9 protein-coding genes are annotated in these 13,248 nt (G+C 51.0%); all 9 read right to left on the reverse strand.

Annotated features, from left to right (window positions below; translation table 11 throughout):
- Positions 1-1,446 carry a hypothetical protein gene (locus HY795_03520; GenBank protein ID MBI4804284.1) on the reverse strand — a complete coding sequence of 482 codons (1,446 nt, stop codon included), beginning with the start codon at positions 1,444-1,446 and terminating at the stop codon, positions 1-3.
- A gap of 339 nt (positions 1,447-1,785) precedes the next feature.
- Complete coding sequence (locus HY795_03525) at positions 1,786-2,484, reverse strand: SIS domain-containing protein (GenBank protein ID MBI4804285.1); 699 nt, start codon at positions 2,482-2,484, stop codon at positions 1,786-1,788.
- Positions 2,454-2,987: an NTP transferase domain-containing protein gene (locus tag HY795_03530; GenBank protein MBI4804286.1), complete on the reverse strand. Its 534-nt coding sequence runs from the start codon at positions 2,985-2,987 to the stop codon at positions 2,454-2,456. Before HY795_03530 ends, HY795_03525 begins: the two co-directional genes overlap by 31 nt.
- A gap of 273 nt (positions 2,988-3,260) precedes the next feature.
- Positions 3,261-4,973, reverse strand: coding sequence for a hypothetical protein (locus HY795_03535; protein MBI4804287.1), 1,713 nt, complete (start codon positions 4,971-4,973; stop codon positions 3,261-3,263).
- A gap of 109 nt (positions 4,974-5,082) precedes the next feature.
- On the reverse strand, positions 5,083-7,365 hold the full coding sequence (locus HY795_03540) for a radical SAM protein (GenBank protein ID MBI4804288.1): 2,283 nt from the start codon (positions 7,363-7,365) through the stop codon (positions 5,083-5,085).
- Positions 7,366-7,460: 95 nt separating this feature from the next.
- Positions 7,461-8,795: a glycosyltransferase gene (locus tag HY795_03545; protein ID MBI4804289.1), complete on the reverse strand. Its 1,335-nt coding sequence runs from the start codon at positions 8,793-8,795 to the stop codon at positions 7,461-7,463.
- Between the two features lie 228 nt (positions 8,796-9,023).
- Entirely contained in the window at positions 9,024-10,685 is a 1,662-nt protein-coding gene (locus HY795_03550; protein MBI4804290.1) for a hypothetical protein, read from the reverse strand.
- A gap of 71 nt (positions 10,686-10,756) precedes the next feature.
- Entirely contained in the window at positions 10,757-12,019 is a 1,263-nt protein-coding gene (locus HY795_03555) for a hypothetical protein (GenBank protein ID MBI4804291.1), read from the reverse strand.
- Positions 12,020-12,132: 113 nt separating this feature from the next.
- Entirely contained in the window at positions 12,133-13,176 is a 1,044-nt protein-coding gene (locus HY795_03560; GenBank protein ID MBI4804292.1) for a radical SAM protein, read from the reverse strand.
- Between the last annotated feature and the right edge of the window lie 72 nt (positions 13,177-13,248).

Here is a 13,248-nt window from a genome sequence, read left to right on the forward strand (position 1 = left end):
CTATGATGCTGCTGCCCGGAGAGGGGCAAGTTCTATGGGACGGCGATTCGGTGTCGTTAGATCGAGAAATGCCCGGTCGTTGATGAGGGAATCGCATAGGTTTTCGATGAAGACGTGCCCTCCGGGAGCGAACATACTGAGTGTTGGAATACGCCAGGAGAAAGTGTCCGACACGTAGAAGTCTGGCTTAGCGCGTAGACGCAGGAAACAGTAATGGGCGTAACGCCAAGCGGCTTCAACTTGTGCTTGGGTTGGAAGCGGAAGGGGGCTACGCGTTTGCAGAAGTTGGAGAAAAGAGTCTTTTGTGTTGATATCGACGGTGAACCCTTTCCCTTGGTAATGGCAATCTCCAGCCACGGCACAGAGTCGGCCAAGGAGCGGAGCCTCGAGGCTAAGAGTGCCGGTATAGGTCGATGATATATCGCTCATATGAAGCAGTGCGTAGGAGCTAATCTGCGAATTGCTTTCGACCAGATGGATATTGTGCGGTAGATCACCATAGGCAGCGCGTACGGCGTCTGCAATGAATACCCGTGAAGGGTTATGAAACTGGCGGAAACGTTCAACAGGATGTGAACGTATGATGCACTCTACGTCAGGATTGGCTGATGCGAAATCACAACATGTTCTCACCCAATCATAGAGCGAGACAAAGGCTTTGTGTCGACCGATAACGCTGGAATCATCTGTCACATTTGAAAAAAGGCATATCGTAAAAGCGTCCGAGCGTAACTTAAGGTGATCTCGAATAGCCGTAGTATCGTCAATCGGGGATTCGTAGAAACGAAATGGAGTGTTCTTTGAATCCTTCCAAAGCTTCATGTAATTTGCCGTGCGGCGTTTTTCCTCGCCTGTTAAAGGCTGATTTTTCACAACTTCCCAAACGCCTTCTTGGAGGAAATCTACGCAAGGTGAGTTGGTGTCGAAAATGAAGAGCTCTTCCCAATCCACTGTTCGAATACCGAGGGACCTGGCAACGTCGAAGACTGGGCCTGATTCGATTGTTTTCGCGTTGCATAGGAGTAGCGCGTCGTAATTGGCTCGAGAAAGTGCCTTGGCGGCAGCACGGGCGTTCAAAACGTATGCCTCCGCACATTTGCGTAAGACCTCCTCTACGAGATCAGGATCGCTAAAATTGGCGGAGAGATGCCAGTATGCCTGTTCGTATATGCGTTTGCCCAGGGGCAGACCCTCAAATTGCAATGGCAGAAAATCCAACAGTTCCATTTCGTGTTTACGCGGAAGGTTTAGAGCCGCGGCCGTTGAGGCGGCAAGCGAGCGATCGCCGTCAGAGAGGAAATCCGCAGTACTAGCCGGGGTTGGTAAACCCCACGCAGCAAAGTTGTCCAATGCATGTGTATGGCAGGCAGTACAATTGGGCCGAAGGACGTCGGCGTGTTCCATTCCGCAGGCCGGGATGTCTCCGCCACAAATTATTTCGTCCACATGATGCCCTCGTAGCCGTAGAGCCAAGGATATCATCCTTTCTAAGTGACCCTGGTCCCAGGGAACGGGGGAGTAGATCAAAAAACGGGAAGGGCGGCTGAGCGGGACGGGAGTGAGATCTTTAGTTCGCCATAGGCCTTCACTGGCAGCAAGCCCGCGAACAGCTTCCAACCAACTACCTGACATCATACAGCCTCCTGCGCAGAAGAAATATTTGCTAAATAGAGCCTAGAGGCTTTTGAATCTGCCCTCAGGGTTTCACCCCAACTACTGAGCCCTACAAATCTCAATACCCTTCATGGGGCACAATCAGACTCATCTAAGCGTCTACACGTCAAGTTACTCAAGAATTTCATGTTGCCATGTAAGAGCCGCATCAATGGCGTGGCGTGTCAGGCAAACATGGGCTGCCTCCACAAGCATATTTGCGCGGGAGCATACGAAGAAGCTCAGGTTTCCAATTCCCCGGAGGCGATTTTCAGAACTAACACCAGTAAAAGTTACCACGTCCATTCCCAAGTCGCCCGCTAAACGAGTGGTGGTCAAGAGTCGCTCGGTCTCCCCTTGACTGCATATTGCGATGAAGACATCACCAGTACCACCCATCCGCTCCAAGCAATGTTCGAGATGATGTTCCTCGGCGCTGTCGGTTTGGTCGCAAAGGTTGATCGCCCTTATCCCAAGGGTGTTGGTCAGGTCATCAAACATGTGTGCAGCAATGGACCTACTGGCACCGGAGCCTGCTAAAAAAACAGCGTGTCCTCTTTCTCGTGCTTCCATCAGGAGTTTGACTAGGCGATAGTAGCCGGAGTGCATGGTCATAGGGATCAAGCCCGGACCTGTCACCGCTGTGGCACGGATATCATCGGAGAGTTTCTCAAAGTAAGGAGATTGAAAAGAAATACTCGTAGCGTTTCGCTTAAAAAATGGCTTACATGCATTAGTCTTGTCTATGCATATCCCGGAAGTCGGGCCTCCGAAGTCGAGCCATCCAGAAAACACTCCGACTAGCAAGGCCGTTTCCTCGACCGGACACATGAAACTCTTTTCCACATTGTTTTTTTTTCAAGAAATGTTTGAACCTCACCATCATGGGTCAAGACCAGTCTTCCAAATCGGGAGGTGCCTGGTACTTTTGCAGCTATAATGCCTGCTTGAGCATTTTTCTTTTGAAACCACGAAACAAACGCCCATAAATCGGCATCTACGAATGAATCACCATTAAGAACCATGATGAGACCGTTGCGAATCTCTGGGACCGCCAATAGAAGACCACCGCCTGTGCCCAAAGGATAGTCTTCGTGGGAATAGATCAACTTAATTTTTCCATAGGCATCCCCATAGTGTGCCCGGATTGCATCTCCCATGTATCCGGTGGACATTACAACCTTGGCAACACCAGAACTTTCGACCAAATCGAGAACAAAATCCAAAAAAGGGCGTCCGGCAACCTCAGCCATGACCTTGGGCTTTCCAGGGACGGCATCCCGCAGTCTGGAACCCAGGCCACCTGCAAGAATGACTGCGGTTACACTGCGCATGTCCACATCTTGACTCAACATATGACTGCCCTGACAGGCAACTCTTCAGAGAGAAGCAGCTTGATGTAAAAATATCTTTGCACAACGCATTTTCTCATATTATATCCCAACAGAGATGCAAATTGTACATTTTATTATCGTGATTGATATTCAATAAAAAAATAAAACTTTGTTCAATTTACACAAAGAATTAGTGAAACATAAAAAACAACTTACATCTAAAACACTGTCACATAATAAAAAATATACTGACCTCAACAAGGTCGACAAAAGTTACTTTCTATCCACTGCAATACTTGAGAGTAAATTTTTCGTAGCAGCTAGAAGTTCTTCCCAGTTCAGTTCGTAATTGCGCACACTATGAATGATTATACTTTGGCGATAATTCTCCCTAGGTGGTGTCTGACATGCGTTTGCTTCAAGCTTCAAACAGCTCTGTTCCAAGAAGCCTACTGAACCGTAGTATATCCCTGGCAGATTTGCGATAAAAGTAGTAAATAACGCCCCACCCCCTAAAGGGGATATGAACATGTCGCATTTCCCAACTCGAAAAATCGTATCATATAGTTCACAGTGTAAAGCATTGTGAACATCAATCTTGGCATTAAGCTTAGCGCGGATCTGTAGCAACAAGTACTCTTCTTCTGGCAACCCATCGAACACTACTAACATGTCCTGATAATCCAAGTATAATTCATTCAGCAAGGATGCAAGGCCGTCAACTTGGCCGAGCCAACCACGCTTTGATCGCAACGTGACCCACAGCACGGGCCAGTGCGAACTAACCTGTGACAGCTCAAGTATTTTATTCAATGATAAATCATGCCTAACCTTGGACTCACTCACCACTCTTGCAGCAACCTTGTTCATGAACTGGCCGTAGTAATAAATAAAACCGCATGTAAGCCTGTTTTTAAGTATATATTGGAAGGCGTTACTGCGCCTTCTTTTTGTATCTTGCCCCTGAAGATTTTCGAACGTTCCGATTTCAGGAAACAGATCTCGGAAGTTTAGTAGATCTACAGAAACAATCATTATCCTATCAAGAGCATGATGGTAACCTTGATCAAGACAAAATTGAACACCACCAAGTTCATGAAGACCATGGTGCCCCAGGTTTGGATGAATTCCAACAAATGAGACTCTATCGTAACCACTAGTTTCTTCACAGTAGGACTCAAGGCTTTCCAAACAATACGCTGCCTGCACTTTCAATAGATCAACGTAATGCCACAAAGCACCATTACACCATGACTTTTCCAGACTAGGATAGCACGAAGTAAAGTCAATAAGAGCCTCTTTTTCCGGCAGATACACCCCCCACACCTGCGGGATGTACTTCAACACGTAGAATTCCTGACAACATAAAAACCGATAAAAGATGACTAATGCCAAATCCAAAACAGGCAAAGATTGACGTGTTTTGCAAAGCCTCCCGCAAAAGGGACACCGCGCAGCAGCCTCTCCAGTCTCAGCAATAACTCTATCAAATGGCGTGAACCTACCTTTAACAGGATAAGCGTCCCGCCACAGCACATCATTTTTTGTTAATGGATCTATAAAATCATTCTTTACACCTAATAAATCAAGAGTTCTTCTATCATCAGCAGAAGACCACTCAAATGTTGAGACACTCCTCCTTGGCCTATTCAGACTCCACTCTCCATTACTACTCTGAAGATCAATGACCTCAACCCGCGGCTTATATTTACACAGCTCGAATAAAAGATCTTGCGCTCCGTCTAAACCACAAAATAAACATACATCAATAGTATGTATAAATTGCTTTATATTGTTGAAGCATTTAAATTGTAAACTTTGCCACCCTGCCCCAGCGCCATAAACGCCTACAACTTCAATACCATCAAACAAATGTATATCGCAGCCAAATCGAGCAAAATCACCAGGGTATAGACCGATGCGCTTCCCTTTAAGGTGGCTCGCCAGTTCATCGAGGTTGCGTCGTATATCTTCTATAATCACCATACTCGTTTCTCTCGCTTGGAACAGATCGGATTGGATTCCTCACCACTTCGAGCAAGTCAAAAAATACAATCCAGGTCTTGGTATCCTTTTAGTTCCAGTAGCTTTAGAGCTATACCCGTTCATCGAAAAAAGGGAGAAGCCGAAGAGCAGGCCGCATAATCGTATCCAGGGCGATCGTTGCAAGCCCCGGTAAATAGGAAGACAATTGACCTTCCAGGGCCCGCTGGAGCTCTCGTCCAGGTGTCGCCAAGAAAACTAAATCAGCGCCGAGTTCTTCAATCCTCCGAGGAGGGAAAAGAGGCAATCCATCAAGGACCTGAGTTTGAACGCTGCGAAAATTATCTACGAAACCAATAACTTCTGCACCATGACGTTGCAACCTCTTTGCCATCTCCTGGCCAAAAGGACCCGCCGGAGCCAGAGCGATACGCCCCCCAATAGCTGCAACCTGGGCACACACACCTTCGAGAGCTTGATCTCTCATACTGGCGTAGATTCGACTCGACCGACTTGCAGACAACGCCAGCACTACAGCATCCAGGTCATGTCCACTTCTGGCCAATGGCCCATTTTTGCGTGTATTTTCATATGTAGCAAGCCATCCTGGTGGAGCGATGGAGAACACACGCTCAGCGGGAACACCCTGCTCAGCTAATAATTTTGCTGCGGTTGGCGGATGGATACTATCTGCAATCAGAGCAAAATCAGGTGCGAATTGCTCAACTTCATCCGGTGCGCAGACTGGTGATTCGAAGAACCAAGGCCAGTCGCGCAACCCGATATCGTCGATGCAACAGACTATTCGACCTGGATCAAGCCCCAAGACATCGAAATATTGAATCCCCAGACTGTTATGCCCAACACCCCAGATGGCTATCCGGCGAGCGTCTGCCAACATTTCACGTAACATATTGGCATGACGGAGGCCCGCCCCTTCCTTATATACATCAACGTACATGAGACCAAAACATGCCGGGCAATAATATTCCTGACCCAAAACCACTTCTGGTGGGAAAGAAGGCGAGACCGTCCGCCCACACGACGGGCACGACCCTTTCCCGCTTTCCGCATTGAAGTCTCTTATTGTCCACCTTTTAAGCAGATATGTTGCGTTTCTCCTAACCTGCCGCAAGGCAGCCCCCCATACAGCGCTGTCCGGCACAGCACTAACATTGACATAATCTGGATCAAAAAATTTTCCTGTTCGCAAAATGCTACTGTAATTCAGCCGTTCAATGTATTTAGCTTCATCCTCTATCAACCCAGAGGCAACAGCATTACGGTATATGCATGTCCCAGGGTAAGCAAGAACCATGCTAAACATTCTTCCAACAATATCTTCTTCGATAAGCAGGTCGACAGTAGCAGCCATTTCTTCTTCATTTTCAGTTTCATTAGCAAGCATAAATGAACACCCAGCATTTATTCCTGCGGAACGTGCAGCGCTAACAAAACTCTTTATTTTCTCTATATTAGTATTTTTTCCAATCTTCTTAAGCACACGATCACTTCCACTTTCAACACCTACACCAACATAAACACACCCAGCATCCCTCATTGTTGTTAAAATTCTTTTATCTATGTCAACCCGCAGATTGCACACCCATGTTTTTCCAGGACCATGCACAGCGTAGGCGTTACAAAAGTCTCGAATCAACTTACCAGTGGGTGCAAAGAGTTCGTTGGGAAAGACAAAATGATCAAACTCGTACGCCGCTACGAGGCGATGCATTTCTTCAAGAATATACTCCATCCGACGCATGCGATAGGCCCCATTGGTTGGCGAGCAAAACGTGCAGCGACCTACGCAACCTCTCGCCGAAAGCACAGGCATAGAAACGGCTCTGTCCTCTGGACTGTCCGCACCGCTGTAATGACGCGCATTGACGTCGTCCCATACCGGAAAGGTATCGAACGTTCGTAGATCGAGCCAGGGACGCATGGGGTTGACTTGGAGGCTACCACCTGGGCTGCGACTGATAACTCCTGGGATGCCTTTGGGATCACAACGCAAGCTCAAAGCATCAAGCAATTCAGGAAACGTAATCTCGGCCTCACCCAGCACGCCATAGTCCACAGCGATGCGGTCAAAGACAATATGCGCCGGTGTATCAAAATTGATCGGCCCACCCAGGATAAAAGGCGTCTCTGGGTTAATCGCTTTGACTTCTGCGGCTAAGTCACGAAAAAAACAGAAATCCGCGCTCATGCCACCAGCAGCCACCGCCAGGTACTCGCCACGGGCCAACGGCCCAGCCCAAGAGCACGAGTCTGGAAACAGCCTGTCAACGAAATCATAATCCATCCCCACCTTGCGCAGAGCACTCATGACATGCCCAAGTCCTATGGGAAAATGGTCGTAGGCTGATTTGAACAGTAGAACCTTGCTCATTGTTGCCCCTGCTTGCGATTGAAAAATGCCTAGTGGGAAAATTAGCCTTCGCCGTCAGTATCATGCAATTTCCGCTCCGATTGTCCCCCAGCACATTATTCTTTGCGCCAAGCGGCAAAGTTGACCTCCACCTCCTCCAACCATTCAAGATGCGACTTAACCATGATCTCACGGTCAAACCGACCAACAGCGTCCAAAGCAGCGTTTAGGCCAAGGCGGGTGCGTAGATCCGAATCCGACAAAAGAACAGCCAGCCCTTGAGCCAAGGCCTCGTAATCACCGGGGGGGGAGAGGATTCCTGTAGCCGTCTCCGACCCCACTCCGCTCGCAACACCAACACTTCGTCCCCCCAAAGGTCGTATCTGTTCTGGAATACCACCCACGGCTGTGGCCGCGACTGGTGTTCCACACGCCAGCGCTTCCAGCACTACCGTCGGGAACGTATCGGCGCATGTAGCGTGGACATAAATATCAGCGGCGCGGTAATACTCAGCAACCAGCGTCGGATCGTTAACGAATGGCACGAAGCGAACATCAGCACGGCCATGACGCTCATTGGGGGCATCCTCCCCTAAAGCCAGAAATATGATCTCATTATCTGGGAGACGTTCTGCCAGACATGCTACAGCCAGACGCATCGTCTTCCAGTCGCGCCACATACTCTGGCGCACGGATGTAGCCGCAAACAATACAACCTTTGCTTCTGGCGGTATTCCTAGCCTCTGACGCGCAGCCGCCCGGGAGCCTGGCCGGAACACTTTCAGATCCACACCGTTTGGGATTACTTTCATCCCAGCTACAGCTGGAGCCAGAATTGACGCCACGACTTTGTCCATCAGCCAATTCGAGGGCGTGGTAACGTAGAGCCGGCTTCGGGCAAATATCGCCTTCTTGCGCCGCCAATTGTGCTCCGTGGAATCCTGGGCTAGGCCAGGATAGATTCTAATGTTTGGACATTTGCCACAGCCTGACTTCCAACGTTCGCAGTCGAATGAGTGAGCACAATTACCAGCAAGAAGCCACGCGTCATGGAGAGTGAGGGTGAATGGCACCTGGGCAGAAAACTTCGGCAACAGTCGGAGGTCAAAATAGCCACCGTGTAGGTTATGCGCTGCGACTACATCCGGCCTCCCATCCGGCAAAAAATCTAGTAGTCGAGCACTGTGGGGCTGGCGAAACTCCTCCAAACCTTTACGACGATCCCTCAAACGAAGACGATCGCACTCAGAAAGATTGTCTTCTTTCTCCAGGTTCCTGAATACGGTTGGCAAGCCTCCACCCATGTCAATCACTCGAGGGTGACTGGTATTCTTCGCACCGACAATCAACCAGGCTTCTTTGCCTTGGGCCACAAACCCTTCGCAAAGCCCCCGGCAAATGTTCTCAGCCCCTCCCCCAGCGTCGAACGTATTAAGAAGCATGATCCGCATTTACCCAACCTTATGGTTCCGCAGTAGAGTATAAAGCCAAAATAATGTTTGATTGTTAGTCATCAATCAACAAGAAGGCACAGCCAACGAGTCGAAAGCACTCTATAAGTAATTATGCCTCAGGGTGAATAACCACTCATCCTCAAAGCATCACGCTACACCCAGCATGTGCACGATGCGTTGCAATTCATCTAGCCTCGACCTATGCCACACCGTCCTAATAAGAAATCAGTTCCACTCAACCTTGGAGTACAACTTAAGTAGTCCATTCAATCGGCCGTCCAGGTCGTGCTCCGCCCTGTAGACGCGTACGTTCTGCCGCAATGCTTCGTAATCCACCTCATCGATCAGGCCCCCTAACCTACTGATCTCATCTTGCCCGACCACCAGCCCGAGACCATGCTCGCGCACCAGCTCTGACACTGCCTCAAGTTCCCTGCTGACAATCACCGGCAGCCCCGCCTCCAAAAAACTGAAAAATTTTGTCGGCAATATGTGTGAGAGATGAGGCCGTTGCATGGTGAACACTTCAGGGAAACGATAGACCATGCTGCCCCAGCCGAAACCGCCAATTGTTGCGGGCAGCTGATCTGGCCCCACGCCTTCATGTACGGTGAAGAGAGGCTCTGTCCGTGCCAGATACTCATAGTCCCAGAATGCGCCTCGCTCTCCCTTTCGCTGGTAGGGATTGAGAAAAACATTGAAGGCTACCCCCTGGGCGGCCAACTCACGAATGAGACCGAGAAGCTGGACATCGCCAAAGGGAGGGGCTGGGTAGTTCGAAGGGTTGAGGGTTCCACAAAAGACAAGACTTCGCCTCCCCGCAGCTCCCAAGGGGACATCCGCAAAAAATTCCTTCAACGGATGGCTGTGCAAGTGAATCAGTGGAGGTGAGGTTGAGTATTGCTCGACAAGGGTGCCAACCGACCCATCTCGATAGTTGAGCGCAACACCAGACGATGCGGACAGGGCCACGCTGATGGAATGGTGTTCCGCTGCCGCCTCCCCCTGAGCAAATAGCCGGTCGTATTCCTCATCCGTGAAACAGTAATTCGGGAGATCGTTGAATTCGGTGATCACGGGCGACACCGAGAGCGCGGCAGCCGCTGCGGCGAAACAGTGCAATCCCAGCCATCCCTGGAAGTGAACCGCCCGGAAACGATGCTTGGCGAGCAATCCGTAGAAAAGCTCCAGATTGGCACCAGCATTCAGGATCACATCGAAGAAGCCTTGCTTGTGCGCCTGATTGGAAGGATTGAGGCAGAGGAAGGCTGTCTGGAAGCCTCTGCGCCGAAGGGCCATGCTAAGTTTGCCCTGGTTAAAGTAGGTGTAGATCCCAGCAAAGAGAATCGTCCGCTTGGGGTCAAGTCGGGCGATGGAGTCCGACATGGCAGAGAATAGCCCGCCCAGAGCCTCGTCGTATGCCTGCCTCCAGAACGAAGGAACTGCAAAAGGGATGTTGTTTGCTGTAAGATTAGGCACCACTTGTACGGGCCCGGCACATGCTTCGGGCAAACCCTGTCCCTGCTCCTCGTCGAGCACGAGCAATGCCCCGGCCTGCTTGGACGCCGAAAGCGGCAAGGACTCCACGAGTCCGATGCCTGGAGCGAATAAAGGACTTGCCGGCTCGGCCTCAAGCAAAACGACCTTTTCGAAACCGTCGAGAATGCCTGATGAGAGGAGTTGGGCCCCGAGGTCTCGGTCGCCAACCACTCCAAGTACCTTTCTTTGCCCAGACCTCAGCTTGGCAACGGCAATGGAGGCGGCACGCAGCCTAAGCCTGTCAGCCATGGACTGGCGTTCACGCGGGGAGGCAGCTTCAGCGCCTTTACGTTGAAGAGTTTCCCACAAAAATGGATCGGCCTGGGCCAATGTTCTGAAAACGCTCACCGTCACTCCGTCAGATATGGTATACGGGCTTCAGCTTCCGCTCGTGTTCAGTGAACGGCCCCACCTGGAGATTACAGCCCCCTGAACCGTTCTATGTCTTCAATTCCCTCGTAGAGAGCCTTCAGAGCCGGGATAGCCGTTGCCACCTCGAAGCGTTCGCGGAAGCGGGCAACGCCCTCACGCAAGGCCGCGTAGTCGGCCTCAGCAAGCAGCTTAGGGAGACTCTCCAATCTTCTCAGCGAGTAGATGACTCCAATGCCATATTCACGCACCAAATCCGCGATGTAATGAAACTCCTCGTAGGCTAGAATTGGCAGGCCTGCTTCAAAGTAACTGAATATCTTTGTGGACATATTGGTGTGAAAGGCTTCGATACGGTACGTGGACAACTCCACGTTGTCGTACAGCAGTCCGTAATGGAAATGCTTGATTCCCTCCGGCAATGCATAAAAGGGCATTCCAGGTTGAAAGCTGAAATGCGGTAATCTGTCTTGCATGGAAATATAGCGGCCCTGCTCGTTCCAGAACATGTTGCGGGCGTTCTGGTTTGCGTAGATCGTAAGTTCGAGCTCGCCGCCGGTTCCTTCGATGATCGGATCAAATACTTGGTTTGCGTGGCCGTTTTTCAAAGCCAGGTGGAAAGGCATGACCCCGCCAGCGTAGACCAACCGGTACGGCGGCATGTCCGAAGATTCTCCGCAAGAGAAAAACTCCCGACACGGCAAGGCGTGGACTTGAACACCAGGAGTATCGAGCTTCCAGGCCTGGCGGATGGCCTCGTATCCTTTGTCAGGCATCTTGTGGACCACGGCGTCTGCTCGGGAGAGCACCTCTCGTTCCAGGCGGCAATTGAACGTATCCTGATCGCGAGACATATAGTGCCAGGAATCGTACAGATCGACGACCAAGCGCCCTCCGCCGAGGGCTTCCACTGCCAGCGCTCCAAGCAGAGAAGGCTGCACATGCACCGAGAGAGCCAGCGGAGAGGCCTGTGGCAGCAAGGTCAGAAGTTCCCGGTAGTGTTCGAGCTCGTACACCTGGTCAAACCAACGCAGGCATTGCACGTCCTCGCGGGCGCAACAGGCAATAAAGGTGGTGTAGTAGTCCCCTGTCCGGCGCAGGGCGATACTTTTCTTAATGCTGTTGAGATACGGATAGTATGACAGAAAAATGACATGCTTTTTTCCGCCCACTTCCGCACGGTCAAGGTTCTCCAGGGGTTGACGGAAGGCGAGAGCCTCGCGGCCACGCGGCATAGGAGCATCCAGCAGATCATGAACTCCGGCTCGAAGATCCGCCGGAAGCCAGCCGAACTTCCCATTTCCGACCACCATCATCACTCCTCAGAGGCCCAAAAGCCGGTGAGAGTCAGCTCCAGCCGCGCATCCGGCACGCCTGCACGGCGGAGAACTCCATTGTTGAATCATTATGTAACACAGCATTTATACTAAATAAAATTGACGTGCATGGGAGGTTCGCCAACTGGATCGGGAAGCTTTGCACCATTATGCTTGATCTCCCAGAGGGTTTCGTTGACCTTGTGCTGCAGGCACAGGGACACGCAGGTCTTACGCGCATCGAAGCGTTCCGAGCGAAGTTCTTTGAGTACATCCCAGTAATGGTCGCTTTCCCAAAGGTGCTTAAAGGACACGTCAACAAGATTTCCTATATGAAAACGCTCGAACCTGGGCATAAAGAGTCCGCCGCACGGGGCCACCAGTCCAGAGCCGCTGAACTGCATCATTATTGGCGGACCGTAACATGGTCCGTAGCAACGTTTTCCGTTCGAAAGGATCTTGGACCACTTGGCCTGAACTGTATACGTATCCGTGGAGAGGGCCTCGGCGCTCTTGAGTATCTCCACTAGTCCGAAATACTTGTCGTACTCCACACCGAGATTGCCCTGGTCGTCGTCGCTGCAGTGCTTGATAACCAGATAGTCAACGCCGAGTTCGCGGCCCAGTCTGGCCAGCGGAAGCACCTGGCTTCCCATGTGCGGCATGAGCACCATTTGCAGACCGATGGTCACTTCGAGCTTTTTCTCGCGCTTGATCTCAACGCATCTCCGGATGGTTTGGATCACCTTCTCGTAGGCAGCAACGTCGACGCCCATGGTTTGAGCGTAAACATCCGGTTCACCGGCCGAGATGTTAAAACGCAAATATGTGAGGGCGGTCAGGATGTCTTCGAGCTTGTCGTCGCGCAGGAGGAAGCCGTTCGTGCCGAGAGCCATGTCGATGCCGTTGGCCTTGCCGCGAAGGATTGCCTCGTAAAGATGTGGGCTGCAGGTGCTTTCGCCGTCACTGACGAAGCTGATGCCCTTAACGCCAATTTCAGCGGCGTCGTCCAAAAAGCGCATGGCCGCATCGCGGTGTATCCGCCGGCCTTCATTCTCCTGCAATTTACCTATGCAATAGACACACTTGTATGTACACGCCCGTGTGAGGGCGCAATCGATGGTTATAGGGGCTACACGCTCGCCTGCGAGCATAGCCTCGACGCGGTCCTTATGCCAGGCGAGTTTGGTTCCGTCCAAAACGAGTTCTTTCACTCAAGCCTCCAG

It is taken from the genome of Desulfovibrio sp. (genome assembly GCA_016208105.1).
In the GTDB taxonomy this organism is placed as follows: Bacteria; Desulfobacterota; Desulfovibrionia; order Desulfovibrionales; family Desulfovibrionaceae; genus Fundidesulfovibrio.

What these genes read in the sequence shown, in the direction of transcription:
- HY795_03525 (MBI4804285.1), bottom strand. Translation starts at nt 2,484, where the DNA reads ATGTGTCCGGTCGAGGAAACGGCCTTGCTAGTCGGAGTGTTTTCTGGA.
- HY795_03530 (MBI4804286.1), bottom strand. Translation starts at nt 2,987, where the DNA reads ATGCGCAGTGTAACCGCAGTCATTCTTGCAGGTGGCCTGGGTTCCAGA.
- HY795_03535 (MBI4804287.1), bottom strand. Translation starts at nt 4,973, where the DNA reads ATGGTGATTATAGAAGATATACGACGCAACCTCGATGAACTGGCGAGC.
- HY795_03540 (MBI4804288.1), bottom strand. Translation starts at nt 7,365, where the DNA reads ATGAGCAAGGTTCTACTGTTCAAATCAGCCTACGACCATTTTCCCATA.
- HY795_03545 (MBI4804289.1), bottom strand. Translation starts at nt 8,795, where the DNA reads ATGCGGATCATGCTTCTTAATACGTTCGACGCTGGGGGAGGGGCTGAG.
- HY795_03555 (MBI4804291.1), bottom strand. Translation starts at nt 12,019, where the DNA reads ATGGTGGTCGGAAATGGGAAGTTCGGCTGGCTTCCGGCGGATCTTCGA.
- HY795_03560 (MBI4804292.1), bottom strand. Translation starts at nt 13,176, where the DNA reads ATGCTCGCAGGCGAGCGTGTAGCCCCTATAACCATCGATTGCGCCCTC.